At 56.8% G+C, this 17,370-nt stretch carries 19 protein-coding genes; 11 read left to right on the top strand and 8 right to left on the bottom strand.

The window, feature by feature from the left end; genetic code table 11:
• Nucleotides 1-3: 3 nt before the first annotated feature.
• From yajC to IM304_RS17030, 5 genes are all read left to right on the top strand, one after another.
• The gene (yajC, locus tag IM304_RS17050) at nt 4-336 is read left to right on the top strand and encodes a preprotein translocase subunit YajC (RefSeq protein ID WP_003859109.1); all 333 of its coding nucleotides are present in this window, start codon (nt 4-6) and stop codon (nt 334-336) included.
• A 27-nt stretch (nt 337-363) separates the two neighbouring features.
• Nucleotides 364-2,211, top strand: coding sequence for a protein translocase subunit SecD (secD, locus tag IM304_RS17045; RefSeq protein WP_148420262.1), 1,848 nt, complete (start codon nt 364-366; stop codon nt 2,209-2,211).
• Nucleotides 2,212-2,221: 10 nt separating this feature from the next.
• Nucleotides 2,222-3,193 (top strand): protein translocase subunit SecF, encoded by a 972-nt coding sequence (secF, locus tag IM304_RS17040; RefSeq protein ID WP_003859105.1) that lies wholly within the window; start codon nt 2,222-2,224, stop codon nt 3,191-3,193.
• Nucleotides 3,194-3,335: 142 nt separating this feature from the next.
• Complete coding sequence (locus tag IM304_RS17035; protein WP_176611060.1) at nt 3,336-3,701, top strand: VOC family protein; 366 nt, start codon at nt 3,336-3,338, stop codon at nt 3,699-3,701.
• Between the two features lie 14 nt (nt 3,702-3,715).
• Entirely contained in the window at nt 3,716-4,396 is a 681-nt protein-coding gene (locus IM304_RS17030; protein WP_193355679.1) for a YafY family protein, read from the top strand.
• A 100-nt stretch (nt 4,397-4,496) separates the two neighbouring features.
• On the opposite strand, the gene IM304_RS17025 is transcribed toward IM304_RS17030, so the two are convergent.
• Nucleotides 4,497-5,381, bottom strand: coding sequence for a nucleoside-specific channel-forming protein Tsx (locus tag IM304_RS17025; RefSeq protein ID WP_193355678.1), 885 nt, complete (start codon nt 5,379-5,381; stop codon nt 4,497-4,499).
• 269 nt (nt 5,382-5,650) lie between these two features.
• Nucleotides 5,651-6,190, bottom strand: a complete 540-nt coding sequence (locus tag IM304_RS17020) for a DUF3251 domain-containing protein (protein WP_176611059.1) — start codon at nt 6,188-6,190, stop codon at nt 5,651-5,653.
• A gap of 152 nt (nt 6,191-6,342) precedes the next feature.
• Between IM304_RS17020 and nrdR the strand changes: the two genes are divergently transcribed.
• The 5 genes from nrdR (at nt 6,343) to thiL (ending at nt 9,947) form a co-directional block, all read left to right on the top strand.
• Nucleotides 6,343-6,792 carry a transcriptional regulator NrdR gene (gene nrdR / locus IM304_RS17015; RefSeq protein WP_003859099.1) on the top strand — a complete coding sequence of 150 codons (450 nt, stop codon included), beginning with the start codon at nt 6,343-6,345 and terminating at the stop codon, nt 6,790-6,792.
• A gap of 4 nt (nt 6,793-6,796) precedes the next feature.
• Nucleotides 6,797-7,900, top strand: coding sequence for a bifunctional diaminohydroxyphosphoribosylaminopyrimidine deaminase/5-amino-6-(5-phosphoribosylamino)uracil reductase RibD (gene ribD / locus IM304_RS17010; protein ID WP_148420268.1), 1,104 nt, complete (start codon nt 6,797-6,799; stop codon nt 7,898-7,900).
• 87 nt (nt 7,901-7,987) lie between these two features.
• Complete coding sequence (gene ribE / locus IM304_RS17005; protein ID WP_003859098.1) at nt 7,988-8,458, top strand: 6,7-dimethyl-8-ribityllumazine synthase; 471 nt, start codon at nt 7,988-7,990, stop codon at nt 8,456-8,458.
• 20 nt (nt 8,459-8,478) lie between these two features.
• A complete protein-coding gene (gene nusB / locus IM304_RS17000; RefSeq protein WP_006809908.1) occupies nt 8,479-8,898 on the top strand; it encodes a transcription antitermination factor NusB in 420 nt (139 codons plus the stop codon).
• 77 nt (nt 8,899-8,975) lie between these two features.
• Nucleotides 8,976-9,947: a thiamine-phosphate kinase gene (gene thiL / locus IM304_RS16995; protein WP_193355677.1), complete on the top strand. Its 972-nt coding sequence runs from the start codon at nt 8,976-8,978 to the stop codon at nt 9,945-9,947.
• Between the two features lie 43 nt (nt 9,948-9,990).
• Here the strand turns inward: thiL and IM304_RS16990 are convergent, their stop codons facing one another.
• The 4 genes from IM304_RS16990 to xseB all read right to left on the bottom strand — a co-directional run bounded on the left by IM304_RS16990 (nt 9,991) and on the right by xseB (nt 14,057).
• The gene (locus tag IM304_RS16990; protein ID WP_148420270.1) at nt 9,991-10,965 is read right to left on the bottom strand and encodes an aldo/keto reductase; all 975 of its coding nucleotides are present in this window, start codon (nt 10,963-10,965) and stop codon (nt 9,991-9,993) included.
• Nucleotides 10,966-11,027: 62 nt separating this feature from the next.
• Nucleotides 11,028-12,890, bottom strand: coding sequence for a 1-deoxy-D-xylulose-5-phosphate synthase (gene dxs / locus IM304_RS16985; RefSeq protein ID WP_193355676.1), 1,863 nt, complete (start codon nt 12,888-12,890; stop codon nt 11,028-11,030).
• A 24-nt stretch (nt 12,891-12,914) separates the two neighbouring features.
• Nucleotides 12,915-13,814 (bottom strand): (2E,6E)-farnesyl diphosphate synthase, encoded by a 900-nt coding sequence (ispA, locus tag IM304_RS16980; protein ID WP_193355675.1) that lies wholly within the window; start codon nt 13,812-13,814, stop codon nt 12,915-12,917.
• A complete protein-coding gene (gene xseB, locus IM304_RS16975) occupies nt 13,815-14,057 on the bottom strand; it encodes an exodeoxyribonuclease VII small subunit (RefSeq protein ID WP_008503331.1) in 243 nt (80 codons plus the stop codon).
• A gap of 189 nt (nt 14,058-14,246) precedes the next feature.
• Here xseB and thiI point away from each other — a divergent pair, with 189 nt between their 5' ends.
• Entirely contained in the window at nt 14,247-15,695 is a 1,449-nt protein-coding gene (thiI, locus tag IM304_RS16970) for a tRNA uracil 4-sulfurtransferase ThiI (protein WP_193355674.1), read from the top strand.
• A gap of 103 nt (nt 15,696-15,798) precedes the next feature.
• On the opposite strand, the gene yajL is transcribed toward thiI, so the two are convergent.
• Together yajL and panE are read right to left on the bottom strand one after the other, a co-directional pair.
• Nucleotides 15,799-16,389 carry a protein deglycase YajL gene (gene yajL / locus IM304_RS16965; protein ID WP_176611053.1) on the bottom strand — a complete coding sequence of 197 codons (591 nt, stop codon included), beginning with the start codon at nt 16,387-16,389 and terminating at the stop codon, nt 15,799-15,801.
• Nucleotides 16,352-17,263 (bottom strand): 2-dehydropantoate 2-reductase, encoded by a 912-nt coding sequence (panE, locus tag IM304_RS16960; RefSeq protein ID WP_193355673.1) that lies wholly within the window; start codon nt 17,261-17,263, stop codon nt 16,352-16,354. Before panE ends, yajL begins: the two co-directional genes overlap by 38 nt.
• Between the last annotated feature and the right edge of the window lie 107 nt (nt 17,264-17,370).

Here is a 17,370-nt window from a genome sequence, read left to right as displayed (position 1 = left end):
TGAATGAGCTTTTTTATTTCTGATGCGGTAGCAGCAACGGGTGCACCAGCGCAGGGCAGCCCGATGTCTCTGATTCTGATGCTGGTTGTGTTCGGTCTGATCTTCTACTTCATGATCCTGCGTCCACAGCAGAAGCGTACTAAAGAGCACAAAAACCTGATGAACTCCATCGCGAAAGGCGATGAAGTCCTGACCAATGGTGGCCTGGTAGGTCGCGTAACCAAAGTAGCGGAAAACGGCTACATTGCTATCGCCCTCAACGACACCACTGAAGTGGTTATCAAACGTGACTTCGTAGCTGCCGTTCTGCCGAAAGGCACCATGAAGGCGCTGTAATCCCAACTTTTCCCAAAGGGAACTGCCGTGTTAAACCGTTATCCTTTGTGGAAGTACATCATGCTGGTCGTCGTGATTATCGTCGGCCTGCTGTACGCGCTTCCCAACCTGTATGGTGAGGATCCGGCCGTTCAAATCACTGGCGCGCGCGGTGTCGCCGCCAGTGAGCAAACGCTGATCCAGGTCCAGAAAACGTTACAAGAAGAAAAAATTACCGCTAAGTCTGTGGCACTGGAAGAGGGCGCAATTCTTGCTCGCTTCGACACCACCGACACGCAGCTCCGCGCACGTGAAGCGCTGATGGGCGTGCTGGGTGATAAATACGTCGTGGCGCTTAACCTTGCTCCTGCAACCCCACGTTGGCTGGCTGCGCTGAACGCAGAGCCAATGAAACTCGGTCTTGACCTGCGTGGTGGCGTTCACTTCCTGATGGAAGTGGATATGGATACCGCCCTCGGCAAGCTGCAGGAACAAAATATCGACAGCCTGCGCAGCGACCTGCGCGATAAAGGCATTCCGTACACCACCGTCCGTAAAGAAGATAACTACGGCATGAGCATCACGTTCCGCGACAGCGCGGCGCGCGATCAGGCTGTAACTTATCTGACCCAGCGTCACCGCGATCTGGTCATCACCTCTCAGGGCAGCAACCAGCTGCGTGCGGTAATGACGGATGCGCGTCTGAGCGAAGCGCGTGAATACGCCGTTCAGCAGAACATCAACATTCTGCGTAACCGTGTAAACCAGCTGGGCGTGGCTGAGCCGCTGGTACAGCGTCAGGGTGCTGACCGTATCGTGGTTGAACTGCCGGGTATCCAGGATACCGCGCGGGCGAAAGAGATTCTGGGCGCGACGGCGACCCTGGAGTTCCGTCTGGTTAACTCCAACGTCGATCAGGCTGCTGCGGCCTCAGGCCGTGTGCCGGGCGATTCCGAAGTGAAACAGACCCGCGAAGGCCAGCCTGTTGTGCTGTACAAGCGCGTGATCCTGACCGGTGACCATATCACCGACTCCACTTCAAGCCAGGATGAGTACAACCAGCCGCAGGTTAACATCTCGCTGGATAGCGCGGGTGGTAACATCATGTCTAACTTCACCAAGGACAATATCGGCAAGCCGATGGCGACCCTGTTCGTGGAGTACAAAGACAGCGGTAAAAAAGACGCTAATGGTCGCGCGGTGCTGGTGAAAGAGGAAGAGGTGATTAACATCGCCAACATCCAGTCTCGTCTGGGTAACAGCTTCCGCATTACCGGTATCAGCAACCCGAACGAAGCGCGTCAGCTTTCTCTGCTGCTGCGTGCCGGTGCGCTGATTGCGCCAATTCAGATTGTTGAAGAACGTACGATTGGTCCAACCCTGGGTATGCAGAACATCAAACAGGGTCTGGAAGCGTGTCTGGCTGGTCTGGCGGTGTCCATCATCTTCATGATCTTCTTCTACAAGAAGTTCGGCCTGATCGCGACGTCCGCGCTGATTGCCAACCTGGTGCTGATCATCGGTATCATGTCCCTGCTGCCAGGGGCGACGCTAACCATGCCGGGTATAGCGGGTATCGTGCTAACCCTTGCGGTGGCGGTCGACGCCAACGTACTGATAAACGAGCGTATCAAAGAAGAGCTGAGCAACGGTCGCTCTGTACAGCAGGCGATTGAAGAAGGCTACAAAGGGGCGTTCAGCTCCATCTTTGATGCGAACGTAACAACACTGATTAAGGTTCTTATCCTGTATGCAGTGGGTACTGGCGCGATCAAAGGCTTTGCGATTACAACCGGTATCGGTGTCGCAACGTCGATGTTTACCGCTATTGTCGGCACCCGTGCCATCGTGAACCTGCTGTACGGCGGCAAGCGCGTCAAAAAGCTGTCTATCTGAGGAGTGCGTTGTGGCACAGGAATATACTGTTGAACAATTGAACCATGGCCGTAAAGTCTGGGACTTTATGCGCTGGGACTACTGGGCCTTCGGCATTTCAGGTTTTCTGCTGATTTTGTCCATCGTCATTATGGGCGTGAAGGGCTTTAACTGGGGGCTTGATTTCACCGGTGGTACGGTGATTGAAATTACCCTTGAAAAACCGGTCGATATGGACCAGATGCGCGAGTCGCTGCAAAAAGCGGGCTTTGAAGAGCCGCTGTTGCAGAACTTCGGCAGCAGCCGCGACATCATGGTGCGTATGCCGCCGGTACACGATGCTAACGGCAGCCAGGAGCTGGGCAGCAAGGTCGTGCAGGTTATTAACGAAACGACCAGCCAGGATGCAACGGTTAAGCGTATCGAGTTTGTTGGCCCGAGCGTCGGTGCAGACCTGGCGCAGACCGGCGCGATGGCGCTGCTGGTGGCGCTGATTTCGATCCTGATTTACGTCGGTTTCCGCTTTGAGTGGCGACTGGCGGCAGGCGTGGTTATCGCTCTGGCGCACGACGTGGTCATTACCATGGGCATACTGTCCCTGTTCCACATTGAGATTGACCTGACGATTGTGGCATCCCTGATGTCCGTTATCGGTTACTCACTGAACGACAGCATCGTGGTATCTGACCGTATTCGTGAAAACTTCCGTAAGATCCGTCGCGGTACGCCGTACGAAATCTTTAACGTGTCGTTGACTCAAACGCTGCACCGTACGTTGATCACCTCCGGCACCACGTTGATGGTGATCCTGATGCTGTTCCTGTTCGGTGGCCCGGTGCTGGAAGGCTTCTCGCTGACCATGCTGATCGGTGTTTCTATCGGTACGGCCTCATCTATCTACGTGGCGTCCGCGCTGGCGCTGAAGCTGGGCATGAAGCGCGAGCACCTGATCCAGCAGAAGGTCGAGAAAGAAGGGGCGGATCAGCCGTCAATTCTGCCGTAAGGCAACGTCTTATGCGGTATCGAAATCCCGGTCTGTTGGCCGGGATTTTTTTTACCTGAACCGGATAAATACTCCTGACAGTATGCTGTCAGGAGCCCTGGCGTAGACTCCCTCTGAACCCTAACAGCAGGCAGGAGGAAGTATGAAAAGTGTGATTAACTGGTTTGAAATTCCCGTCGTCGACATGGACCGCGCCATCAAATTCTACGGGCCGGTGATGCAGGTTGCGCTGCGTCGCGAGAAGATGGACGTGGCGGAACTGGCGATTTTCCCGCATGAGGATCCCGCCACCGGCGGCGCGCTGGCAAAATTTGACGGTATTACGCCGTCCTCTCAGGGCGCTATTATTTATCTGCACACTGACAGCCTGGCGGCCACGCTCGATCGTATCGCTTCCGCGGGCGGCGAGTGCGTGTTTGGCCCGCTGGAATTGCCAGACGGTATTGGCACTATCGCCCTGTTTACCGACAGCGAAGGCAATCGCGTCGGCCTTCATCAACCGGCCTGAGAGCAACAAACACGATGACCCGACGCGCTGACCGTTTATTTCAGATTGTGCAAATCCTGCGGGGCAGGCGTCTGACAACGGCGGCGCATCTGGCAGAAAGGCTCGGCGTATCTGAACGCACGATTTACCGCGATATCCGCGACCTGTCGCTGTCTGGCGTACCGGTAGAAGGCGAGGCGGGAAGCGGATATCGCCTGATGTCGGGCTTTGATTTGCCGCCGCTAATGCTGACCAACAAAGAGTCCGAGGCGCTAATGGTGGCGATCCGTCTGCTCAAGACCTGGGGCGGGGAGACACTGTCGCGAGAGCTTGAGTCGGCGCAGGAAAAAGTGCTGGCGATCCTGCCGGAGGAGTGTCGCCGCAGGGCCGAACAGACGCGGATTTATGCCCCGGAAATTGCGCTACAGCAGCACTCGCGCAGCGGCTTCGACCTGATTCACCAGGCCATCTCCGCTCAGCGCGTGCTGGCGCTGCACTATCGTGATGAGGCCGGGCAGTTAAGCCGGCGTGAGGTCCAGCCGCTGGGGCTGTTCTTTTGGGGCGAGCACTGGCTGCTGGCCGCGTGGTGCGAGCGGCGCAATGACTATCGCTGCTTCCGTCTCGACAGATGCCTTAATATTGCACAGACGGAAAGACGGTTTAGCGAAAGCGCGGACAGGTCGTTGGCGGATTTTTTGCGCAAGGTTAAGCAGTAAAAGCCGGGTGGCGAGGTAAAAGCAAAACGGCAACGATGTTGCCGTTTTTTGTGTTTGCGCCCTCTCTCGTGGAAGAGGCGAGGGCGCAATATTGCACGGGTTAGAAGTTGTAACCCACGACCAGGTAACCACCCCAGCCGGTAGAACGAACGCTGAAGTCGCCTTTGCCGAAGTTCAGGCTCGCATCGTCGTTCCACTGACCACCGTTGTGCCAGTAACGCGCAACAACAGAGTAGTGCCAGTGATCGTAGTTCAGCGCCAGGATGTGGCTGGAGGCGATGGAGTCGTTGGTACGCGCTTTCTTACCGTTCAGGTCACGGAAATCGTTGTCGCCCAGGTCTGAGCCCCAGTCAAAGTTGGTGAAGCCAATGTAGCTCAGGTTGCCGCCCCACAGCTGGGTGATTGGCACGAAGTATTTCACCTTGAAACGGTAGCCATCCCACTCGTTTTCGTTCGCTGCGCCGTAGTTCTGCCACTGGTATTTTGCATACACGTTCAGGGACAGGCTCATTGGCAGGCCGGTATCAACGTCGGTACCCAGACCCATATACCAGGTGCTCTGGCGACCGGACTTATTGCGGCCCATGTCGTAGATATAGTTGTTCGCGAAATACCACTCTTTGAACGGACCAAACGCCAGGCTGGTACCGGTTAGTTTGTCGATGGAGAAGCGCGGTTCGATCTCCATGAACAGCGGAGAACCGTGGTTCCAGATACCTTTCGCGTCGGTGTTACCACCGAAGAATACCGGTGCATCCATGTAGCCATAGAAATCAAACCAGTCTTTCTTGGCGAAGGCTTCGTACTCCAGGTAGGTATCGTTACGGATCTGCGGTCCGAAACGGGTGTGATAGCTGCCTACAACGTTAACGCTCTGATGCCACCAGTCGGATACGTATTCTGGCTTGTTATTCTCCGCTGCGTTAGCGGCGAAAGAGGAGGAGAGTGCCAGAACTGCACCGGCTGCGAGTAATGTTTTTTTCATAATCATGCCACTGATTGAAATTCCCTTCCGGGAGTGAAAAATGCGCGAATTGCGTTTCTAAATATTTCGTGTTTCTGCGGAGCCTATTATAGGAATCCCTGCTCACAAAAATATGTGTTGTTTCACATATCTCTCACATACGTAATCGATTGCGTTCACGTTTGCGTACTTTAGACGGGCGGGATTGTAGCGGCAATCATTTATGTTGCCAATCTTTGCGGAGTGTAAATGTTAGCGGAGTGACATTGCACTCCGCTGCGGATCTGAGGTTACTGCGCGGCGGGCTGAATATCGTGAATGCGGATAAAGCCTAACTGTTCCGGAGTGAGGCCGCTTAGCTGAACGGGGATATCGACGTCGCTAGGCGCCAGGGTGCTTGCCGGGGCGGTGAAGAGCTGGTTCTTTACGTTCACTTCCTGGTAATCTTCGGTGGTGCCCTGGATCTGCCCCCACTCGACGGTGCCGCTAAAGGCCGGAAGCGGATCGTTGGACTCCCCCTGGATACGCAGTGTTGCGCGCGTACCATCCGCGTTGGCTGCAACGTTCACCAGAGACATTTTAAGCATGCCAATCTGGCTGTTGAGTCGGGCCGGCGTATTTGCGCCTGGCAATAAATAAACGCCGTTGCTGGATTTCGCGTTGAGCGCGTTCTGCTGGGTTATCTTCACCGTTTCCTTGTTGAGCTTGTCCATGGCCACGTTCAGCGTATTCACGCTCTGTTTCATCTCGCGGACTTCACTTTGCTGTGCGCAGGCGCTAAGCGTGAAGAGGCTCCCCAGCAGCACTATTTTCAGGTAACGTCTTGTCATTGCGTTTAATTCCTTGAAATCACAGATTGTTGCAATGGTAGACAGGATAGTGCGCTCAGGCATAGATCCTTTGTCTCAAAAAGCTCTTCCTTTGTTGTCGGGCCAGTTCAGGGTAAAATAGAAATCAGTTAACCAGATAACAGGGACATCGTATGCATTGCCCATTTTGCTCCGCTGTGGATACCAAAGTCATCGACTCACGTCTTGTAGGCGAAGGGTCTTCCGTGCGCCGTCGTCGGCAGTGTCTGGTGTGCAACGAGCGTTTTACCACCTTTGAGGTGGCAGAGCTGGTGATGCCGCGCGTGGTAAAAAGTAACGATGTGCGCGAGCCGTTCAACGAAGAGAAATTGCGTAGCGGAATGCTCAAGGCGCTGGAGAAGCGGCCCGTCAGCTCCGATGACGTCGAAATGGCGCTAAACCATATTAAATCTTATCTGCGGGGGCTGGGCGAGCGCGAAGTGCCGAGCAAAATGATCGGTAATCTGGTGATGGAGCAGCTGAAAAAGCTCGATAAAGTCGCCTATATCCGCTTCGCCTCGGTTTACCGTAGCTTTGAAGATATCAAAGAGTTTGGCGAAGAGATCGCCCGCTTACAGGATTAAGACCATGCAGGACGAGATGTACATGGCGCGAGCCATGAAGCTGGCGCAGCGCGGTCGGTTTACCACTCACCCTAACCCGAATGTTGGGTGCGTTATTGTTAACAATGGCGAGATCGTAGGGGAAGGTTTTCACTACCGCGCGGGCGAGCCGCATGCCGAAGTTCATGCCCTGCGCATGGCGGGAGAAAAAGCGCGTGGCGCAACGGCCTACGTTACGCTTGAGCCGTGCAGCCATCACGGGCGCACGCCGCCGTGCTGCGAAGCGCTGATTGCGGCAGGCGTCTCGCGCGTGGTTGCCGCCATGCAGGATCCTAACCCGCAGGTGGCGGGGCGCGGCCTTTACCGCCTGCAGCAGGAAGGGATCGACGTCAGTCACGGCCTGATGATGCAGGATGCGGAAGCGATCAACAAAGGCTTCCTGAAGCGTATGCGCACCGGCTTCCCGTTTATCCAGCTGAAGCTTGGCGCGTCGCTGGACGGCCGTACGGCGATGGCGAACGGTGAAAGCCAGTGGATCACGTCACCACAGGCAAGGCGCGATGTGCAACGTCTGCGCGCGCAAAGCCATGCTATTCTCACCAGCAGTGAAACGGTGCTGGCTGACGATCCGGCCATGACCGTGCGCTGGGACGAGCTGAACTCCGATACTCAGGCGCTTTATCCGCAGGAAAACCTGCGCCAGCCGCTGCGCATTATCATCGATAGCCAGAACCGCGTGACGCCGGAGCACCGCATCGTGCAGCAGCCGGGGGAAACCTGGATTGCGCGCACTAAAGACGATACGCGCGCGTGGCCGGAAGGCGTGCGCAGCATAATGGTGCCGGAGCACAACGGGCATCTCGATTTGGTGGTGCTGATGATGCTGCTTGGCAAACAGCAGGTTAACAGCATCTGGGTCGAAGCGGGCCCGACGCTCGCCGGCGCGCTGCTCCAGGCGGGGCTGGTGGATGAGCTGATCGTCTACCTTGCACCTAAACTGTTAGGGAACGACGCGCGCGGCCTGTTTGTGCTGCCCGGCCTTGAAAAACTGGCCGACGCACCGCAACTCGCCTTCAGCGAGATACGTCCGGTGGGTCCGGATGTCTGCCTCCATTTAACGACAGCGTAATTGCTCCCGAAATAGGGAAGCAGCGCGCAAAGTATTATGATAAAATCCGCCCCCCTGCGGGGCCAAATGAACCCGTAAAGGAAGAGTATGAACATTATTGAAGCTGCTGTAGCTACCCCGGACGCTCGCGTCGCCATCACCATTGCGCGTTTCAACAACTTCATCAACGACAGCCTGCTGGAAGGTGCGGTTGACGCCCTGAAACGTATCGGCCAGGTTAAAGATGACAACATTACCGTTGTTTGGGTTCCAGGTGCATACGAACTGCCACTGGCAGCAGGCGCGCTGGCGAAAACCGGTAAATACGACGCCGTGATTGCGCTGGGTACCGTTATTCGTGGCGGCACTGCGCACTTCGAGTACGTTGCGGGCGGTGCAAGCAATGGTCTGGCACACGTTGCACAGGATGCTGAAATTCCTGTCGCGTTCGGCGTGCTGACTACCGAAAGTATTGAACAAGCCATCGAACGTGCTGGCACCAAAGCCGGTAACAAAGGTGCAGAAGCTGCACTGACCGCGCTTGAAATGATCAATGTATTGAAAGCCATTAAGGCCTGATTTTTTGTAAGGGGAATTCCGTGAAACCTGCTGCTCGTCGCCGCGCCCGTGAATGTGCCGTTCAGGCACTTTACTCCTGGCAGTTGTCCCAGAACGACATCGCTGATGTTGAATACCAGTTCCTGTCAGAACAGGACGTGAAAGACGTTGACGTTCTGTACTTCCGTGAACTGCTGTCGGGAGTGGCGACTAATAGCGCGTATCTCGATGGTCTGATGAAGCCATACCTGTCCCGCCTGCTGGAAGAGCTGGGTCAGGTGGAAAAGGCAGTGTTGCGTATCGCGCTGTTTGAGCTGTCAAAACGTGATGATGTGCCGTACAAGGTAGCCATCAACGAAGCGATCGAGCTGGCGAAAACCTTCGGCGCTGAAGACAGCCACAAATTTGTTAACGGCGTGCTGGATAAAGCCGCACCTGCGATCCGTCCCCACAAAAAGTGATCCGCAAACCGGAGTCCTGCATTGCCTGACGGGCAGTGCGGCTCCGGTTTTTTATTTTATTTGCTGAGGCATAACGTATGGCATGCGGCGAATTCTCCCTGATTGCCCGTTATTTCGACCGTGTCAGAACCTCTCGTCTTGATGTTGAAACCGGCATTGGCGATGACTGTGCACTTCTCAATGTTCCCGAAAAACAGACGCTGGCAATCAGCACCGACACCTTAGTGTGCGGACGTCATTTTTTACCTGATATCGCTCCTGCCGATCTGGCGTATAAAGCGCTGGCGGTTAACGTCAGCGATCTGGCGGCAATGGGCGCCGATCCCGCCTGGCTGACGCTGGCCCTGACGCTGCCAGAGGTGGATGAAGCCTGGCTTGAAGCCTTTAGCGATGCGCTGTTTGAGCAGCTGAACTATTACGATATGCAGCTGATTGGCGGTGATACCACGGCTGGTCCGCTGTCGATGACCCTGGCGATCCACGGCTACGTGCCGGTGGGACGTGCGCTGAAGCGCTCGGGTGCAAAACCGGGTGACTGGATCTACGTGACCGGTACGCCGGGGGACAGCGCGGCGGGGCTGGCGATCCTCCAGGACCGCCTGAAGGTTAACGACGCCGACGATGCAGCATACCTGGTGAAGCGCCACCTGCGGCCAACGCCGCGTATTCTGCACGGTCAGGCGCTGCGCGAGCGCGCCAGCTCGGCTATCGATCTGTCTGACGGGCTGATCTCCGATCTCGGCCACATCCTCAAGGCCAGCGGCGTGGGGGCGCGTATCGATCTGGACCTGTTCCCGCTGTCAGAGCAGCTGCTGCGCCATGCAGAGCCTGAACAGGCGCTGCGCTGGGGGCTATCCGGCGGAGAAGATTACGAGCTGTGCTTCACCGTGCCCGAACTGAACCGCGGAACGCTGGATGTGGCGTTAGCGCATCTGGGCGCGAAATTTACCTGCATCGGGCAGGTGATGCCGGAGAGTGAAGGTTTGCAGTTTGTCCGTGAGGGCGCGCCGGTTACGCTCGACTGGAAAGGGTACGACCACTTCGGCTGAATGTTTTGAGCGCCGGGTAAGCGCTGCGCTACCCGGCGTTTGCTTACTTAAACCCCACCACCGGATGCTGCTGGTACGGCGTCTCCAGCTCGGCAATCTGCTCCGGCGTCAGCGATAAATCCACCGCGCTCAGCAGCTCATCCAGCTGTTCTTCCCGCGATGTACCCACGATCGGCGCGGCGACGCCGCGCTTGCTCAGCAGCCACGCCAGCGCCACCTGGGCGCGGGTTGCTCCGGTATCGTCGGCGATCCCGGCCACGCGTTCGGCAATTAGCGCATCGCTGGCTTCGGTAGCGTCGTACAGATTTTTCCCCACTTCATCCGACACCAGGCGGGCCGTGGTCTCCCCCCACGGGCGGGTTAAACGCCCGCGCGCCAGCGGGCTCCACGGGATCACCGCCACGCCTTCCTGATAGCAGAGCGGCAGCATCTCGCGCTCTTCTTCGCGATAGAGTAGGTTGTAGTGATCCTGCATGGTGACAAAGCGTGCCCAGCCGTGCTGCGCCTGGAGATCGAGCGCCTGAGCGAACTGCGACGCGTGCATAGACGACGCGCCAATGTAGCGCGCTTTACCGGCCTTCACGACGTCGTTCAGCGCCTCAAGCGTCTCTTCAATCGGGGTGTTGTAGTCCCAGCGGTGGATTTGCAGCAGGTCAACGTAATCCATGTTCAGGCGTCTGAGGCTGTCATCAATGGAGCGCAGGATCTGCGCGCGCGAAAGGCCTTCGGCCAGGTCGCCCACCGGATAGTACACCTTGGTGGCGACCACTACCTCATCCCGACGGGCAAAATCCCGCAGGGCGCGGCCCACGATCTCTTCGCTGCTGCCGTCGGAGTAGCTGTTGGCGGTATCAAAGAAGTTAATGCCGCCGTCAATGGCGCGTTTGATGATGGGACGGCTGCTCTCTTCCGGCAGCGTCCAGGCGTGGTTTCCCCGATCAGGCTCGCCAAACGTCATGCAGCCCAGGCAAAGCCGGGACACCCTGAGGTCCGTTTTTCCTAATGTCGTGTATTGCATGGTTCCGCTCCTGCTGTTTAAACAATACGTTTAAGCATAGCAGGAGCAGAAAAGGGGAGGGATCAGGCCAGCCAGCTGCGGATTCTGGCTTCAATACCGGCGGCATCCAGACCAATGTCCGCGCGCGCCTCGTCCTGAGTGCCTTGCGGGATGAAGTGGTCCGGCAGGCCGAGGTTCAGCACCGGAACCAGCTTACGGTTCGCCATCAGCACCTCGTTAACGCCGCTGCCCGCGCCACCGATGATGGCGTTCTCTTCCAGCGTAACCAGCACGTCGTGGCTTTCCGCCATGCTCAGGATAAGCGATTCATCGAGCGGCTTCACAAAGCGCATATCGACCAGCGTCGCATTCATGGCTTCAGCGGCTTTTGCCGCTTCAGGCATCAGCGTGCCAAAATTCAAAATCGCCACTTTTTCGCCGCGGCGCTTCACCAGACCTTTACCGATGTCCAGCTTTTCCAGCGGCTTAAGCTCAACGCCCAGGGCATTGCCGCGCGGGTAACGCACCGCGCAGGGTCCGTCCTGATAGTGGTAGCCGGTAAAGAGCATCTGACGACACTCGTTCTCGTCGCTTGGCGTCATGATAATCATATCCGGGATGCAGCGCAGGAAGGAGAGGTCAAACGCCCCCTGGTGCGTCTGGCCGTCAGCCCCCACGATGCCCGCACGATCGATAGCAAACAGCACCGGCAGCTTCTGAATGGCAACGTCATGGATAACCTGATCGTAGGCGCGCTGCAGGAACGTGGAGTAAATCGCCACCACCGGTTTGTATCCGCCAATCGCCAGGCCCGCCGCGAAGGTGACCGCATGCTGCTCGGCAATCGCAACGTCGAAGTACTGATCCGGGTATTTTTTGGAAAACTCCACCATGCCGGAGCCTTCGCGCATGGCGGGTGTGACCGCCATCAGCTTGTTGTCTTTCGCCGCCGTTTCGCACAGCCAGTCGCCGAAGATTTTTGAATAGCTCGGCATGCCGCCGCTGCTTTTCGGCAGACAGCCGCTGGTATGGTCGAATTTTGGTACCGCGTGGAACGTGATCGGATCTTTTTCCGCCGGCTCGTAGCCACGCCCCTTTTTGGTCATGATGTGCAGGAACTGTGGGCCTTTCAGGTCGCGCATGTTCTTAAGCGTCGTCACCAGCCCCAGCACGTCGTGGCCGTCAACCGGGCCAATATAGTTAAAGCCCAGCTCTTCAAAAAGCGTACCCGGCACGACCATGCCTTTGATGTGTTCTTCGGTACGCTTGAGCAGCTCTTTAATCGGCGGCACGCCGGAGAAAACTTTTTTACCGCCTTCCCGCAGCGAGGAGTAAAGCTTGCCGGAAAGCAGCTGCGCCAGGTGGTTGTTCAGCGCGCCGACGTTCTCGGAGATAGACATTTCGTTATCGTTGAGGATAACCAGCATGTCCGGCTTGATATCGCCCGCGTGGTTCATGGCTTCAAAAGCCATCCCGGCGGTGATCGCTCCGTCGCCAATCACGCAGACCGTGCGGCGCTGCTTATTTTCTTTTTCGGCGGCAACGGCAATACCGATACCCGCCGAAATGGACGTAGAGGAGTGGCCGACGCTGAGCACGTCATATTCGCTCTCGCCGCGCCACGGGAACGGGTGCAGGCCACCTTTCTGGCGAATGGTGCCAATTTTATCGCGACGGCCGGTCAGAATTTTGTGCGGGTAGGCCTGGTGGCCCACATCCCAGATTAGCTGATCGAACGGCGTGTTATAGACGTAATGCAACGCCACGGTCAGCTCAACCGTGCCAAGTCCGGAGGCGAAGTGGCCGCTGGAGCGGCTGACGCTGTCGAGCAGGTAGCGACGCAGCTCGTCACACAGCTTCGGCAGACTCTCTTTCGGCAACAGACGTAACTCCTGAGTGGAGTCAACTAACGCCAGTGTCGGGTATTTGGCAATATCAAAACTCATCAAAGGCTCATCGAGATATATAGTTTATTTATCACGCTGGATTATGTAGTCCGCTAGCGCTTCCAGTGCCGAGGTATCCAGCGATTGCGCGGCCAGCTCGTTCAGCGAGCGGCGGGCATCGTCAATCAGATCCCGGGCTTTACGTTGGGCATGCTCAAGGCCCAGCAGGGCGGGGTAGGTACTTTTGCCAAGCTGCTGATCCGCACCCTGACGTTTTCCCAATGTTGCAGTATCGCCCACCACATCCAGAATGTCATCCTGAACCTGGAATGCCAGACCGATACTTTCTGCGTATCTGTCCAGAATCGGCAGGGCTTTCCGCCCGCGTTCACCCGCGCTCAGTGCGCCCAGGCGAACGGCTGCACGAATCAGTGCGCCCGTTTTATGACGGTGAATACGCTCCAGCTGTTCCAGATTAACCTGACGACCTTCAGCCTCTAAATCCAGCGCCTGACCGCCGCACATGCCGGCGACGCCGCTGGCCATGGCCAGTTCGGACACCATCGCCAGACGGTCACAGTCGCTTACCTCAACCATTGGCGCATCGCTCAGAATCGAGAAGGCCAGGGTTTGCAGGGCATCACCCGCCAGAATCGCATTCGCTTCGCCAAATTTGATATGGCAGGTCGGCTGACCGCGACGCAAATCGTCATCGTCCATGGCCGGCAAATCGTCATGGATCAGCGAGTAGGCATGGATGCACTCCACGGCGGCTGCCGGGGCGTCCAGCGTGTTATCGCTGATGCCGAACATATTGCCCGTGGCATAGACGAGGAACGGGCGCAGACGTTTACCACCCAAGAGTGCGCCATAGTGCATGGCTTCAACCAGTGGAGTGTTCTGAAAAGGCTGCGGCTCAATAAAACGGCGCAGGGCGTCGTTGGCGCGAGCGACGCGCGCCTGAAGCGCGTTGGCAAAATCCATTTACTCGGCGTCCGGTGTGAATGGCGTGGTTTTAGCGTCTTCGCTGTCGGAAAGCAGGATCTGCACGCGCTGCTCGGCCTGCTGGAGTTTTACCTGCCCCTGGCGCGCTAGCTGCACGCCGCGTTCAAATTCGTTTAGCGCCTCTTCCAGCGGTAAATCGCCGCTCTCAAGGCGGGTAACAATCTGCTCAAGCTCACTCAGCGCAGTTTCGAAACTGGCCGGTGCGTCGTTCTTCTTCGGCATAGTGAATTGACTCTTATCTTTTAGCCCCGCCATGGTAACGGACTCGGGGCAATTATCAAATAACGCGCAATGTGCACAGGAGCCGCGCGATGGTGGTATACTTGCGCGCCTGGAAGCAGTCTTCGGTTATAGGGGCTGCTGTACTTTTCCATTACAAGCCCAACCGCTTGCCTAAGAAACATTGCCGCCATGAAGTTTATCATTAAATTGTTCCCTGAAATCACCATCAAAAGCCAATCTGTGCGTTTGCGCTTTATTAAAATTCTCACCGGGAACATCCGTAACGTATTAAAACACTACGACGACACCCTCGCCGTGGTGCGCCACTGGGACCACGTTGAAGTCCGCGCGAAAGACGAAAACAAACGTCAGGATATCCGCGACGCGCTGACCCGTATCCCGGGCATTCACCATATCCTGGAAGTGGAAGATGTTCCGTTCACCGATATGCATGACATCTTCGAAAAAGCGCTGGTGCAGTACCGCGACCAAATCGAAGGCAAAACCTTCTGCGTGCGCGTGAAGCGTCGCGGTAAGCATGAGTTTAGCTCGATTGAAGTCGAGCGCTACGTCGGCGGCGGTCTGAACCAGCACGTTGAGACGGCGCGCGTGCGTCTGACGAATCCGGACGTGACCGTTCATCTTGAGATCGAAAACGATCGTCTGCTGCTGGTAAAAGGCCGCTACGAGGGTATTGGCGGTTTCCCAATCGGCACGCAGGAAGATGTGCTGTCGCTGATCTCCGGCGGGTTCGACTCCGGCGTCTCCAGCTATATGCTGATGCGTCGCGGCTGTCGCGTGCACTACTGCTTCTTCAACCTGGGCGGCGCGGCGCATGAAATCGGCGTTCGTCAGGTGGCGCATTACCTGTGGAACCGCTTCGGTAGCTCCCACCGCGTGCGTTTTGTGGCAATTAACTTTGAGCCGGTGGTGGGCGAAATCCTCGAAAAAGTGGATGACGGCCAGATGGGCGTCATCCTCAAGCGTATGATGGTGCGCGCGGCATCCAAAGTGGCCGAGCGCTACGGCGTGCAGGCGCTGGTCACCGGCGAAGCGCTGGGCCAGGTCTCCAGCCAGACGCTGACCAACCTGCGTCTTATCGACAACGTGTCCGATACCCTGATCCTGCGTCCGCTGATTTCTCACGATAAAGAGCACATCATCGATCTGGCCCGAGAAATCGGTACCGAAGATTTTGCCCGCACCATGCCGGAATACTGCGGCGTGATCTCAAAAAGCCCGACCGTGAAAGCGGTGAAGGCGAAGATCGAAGCGGAAGAAGAGAACTTCGATTTCAGCATCCTGGACAACGTGGTGGCGGAAGCGACCAACATCGACATCCGCGAGATTGCCCAGCAGACCGAGCAGGACGTGGTTGAGGTGGAAACCGTCAGCGGCTTCGGCGCTAACGATGCGATTCTGGATATTCGCTCTGTTGATGAGCAGGATGACAAACCGCTGCAGGTGGATGGCGTGGAGGTGGTTTCTCTGCCGTTCTACAAGCTGAGCACCAAATTTGGCGACCTCGACCAGAGCAAAACGTATCTGCTGTGGTGCGAGCGCGGTGTGATGAGCCGCTTACAGGCGCTGTATCTGCGCGAGCAGGGCTTTGCGAATGTGAAGGTGTATCGCCCGTAGTTCATTGTCGGGGAGTGCGGCCTGATGCCCTCACCCCGACCCTCTCCCACGGGAAGAGGGCGCAAACATTAAAAACGGCAACCTGTGCGGTTGCCGTTTTGCTTCATTCGTAATAATTATAAATACCCGCCGCCATCACTAACGATGACGCCACCTCGTACGCTTTCTCGCGCCCGACCAGCAGGTCAATAATCTTTAAGCCAAAATCAATGGCGGTGCCTGGTCCCTGGCTGGTGAGCAGGTTAACGCGCGGATCCCAGACCACACGCTTATCTACCCACTGGTCTTCCGGGATCGTGTCCTTTAGCCCAGGGAAACCGGTCATATTGCCGATGGGGAAAATGTCGTGCGGAACCAGCACCGTACCTGCGGCAGCGCAAATGGCCGCGACGATGCGGCCGGAAAGGTGAAACTGGCGAACGGTTTCAACCAGCAGCGGGCTGTCGCGAAAACACTCTGCACCCTTCAGGCCACCCGGCAGAACGATAATGTCGTAATCACCGTCCGCTACCTGTACAAGCGGTGCATCCGCCAGGATCTTCACCCCGCGCGAGCAGGTAATCGCCAGACTTCCGTCGCTGGCGACGCTGGCGGTAGTCACCTTAATGCCGCCACGTACCATCAGATCGATGGCAGTAACCGCTTCCGTCTCTTCGCTACCAGGGGCGAGGCATACCAGTGCCGATGCGCTCATACTCACTCTCCTTTCGTTTTACTAACTCAAACAGACGGCTGTTTTCCGCAACGGTAATACCGTGTGCCCGGGCACGCTTTAACAGATAACCGGTGATGTAATCAATTTCGGTATGCCGCAAAGCCCGAATATCCTGCAACATCGAGGAGATATTTTCTGCCGTACTCTCAATGACCTGGTCGATATAATAGCGTAAATCGTCCTCGGAGGTGTGGTGGCCTTCGCGTTCAATCACGGCGGCGACCTCCCGGCAAATCAGTGCAACCTCATCGGGATGATGGCGCAGCTCGCCGTTGGGGCAATCCCACAGTGCGGTAAGCGGGTTAATCACGCAGTTTACCGCCAGCTTGCGCCAAAGTTCGGCGCGGATAGCATTGTGCCAGGCGACGTCTGGCAACGTGCCTTGCAGGGTATCCGCAAGGTAGCTGTAATCGCCGTGCTGTTCACGCGCCGGGCCGATATGGGTGACGCCGCTGGCAACATGAATGATGACGTTACCGTCACGACGCGCCGCGTGGGTAGTGGTGCCTGTCAGCAGCGGCTGACGGACGGCTTTCAGCTCTTCAATGGTACCCATTCCGTTGTGGATCAGCAGGATGGGCGTGCTCTCACGCAGCTGAGCGGCAAGGCTTTTCACCGCATCGGAAACCTGCCAGGCCTTCAGCGTAACCAGCAGCAGGTCGCTGCTGGCGAGAAATTCCGGATCGTTTGCCGTCAAAGACTCGTTAAAAATGGAACCGTCGGTTCCAATCACGTTCACGCTGCAATAGGGCTGGGGAATACGCAGCCAGCCCTGAACGCTATGTCCCTGTTTGCATAGCGCGCTAAGCCAGAGTTGACCAAGTGCGCCGCATCCAAGCACTGTTACTTTCATTGTTCCTCCTCACCCGGAACTGCGCCAGGTGCTATGACGCTAAGTATAGCGGCATCAGCTAAGCTTCTCGTTATGCCTCGTTGCAGGTATTATGCAACGCAACAAAA

The sequence above is a fragment of the Enterobacter cloacae complex sp. P40C2 genome (genome assembly GCF_014930695.1).
Lineage (GTDB): Bacteria > Pseudomonadota > Gammaproteobacteria > Enterobacterales > Enterobacteriaceae > Enterobacter > Enterobacter pasteurii.
This window is presented reverse-complemented; position numbering and strand designations above follow the sequence as displayed.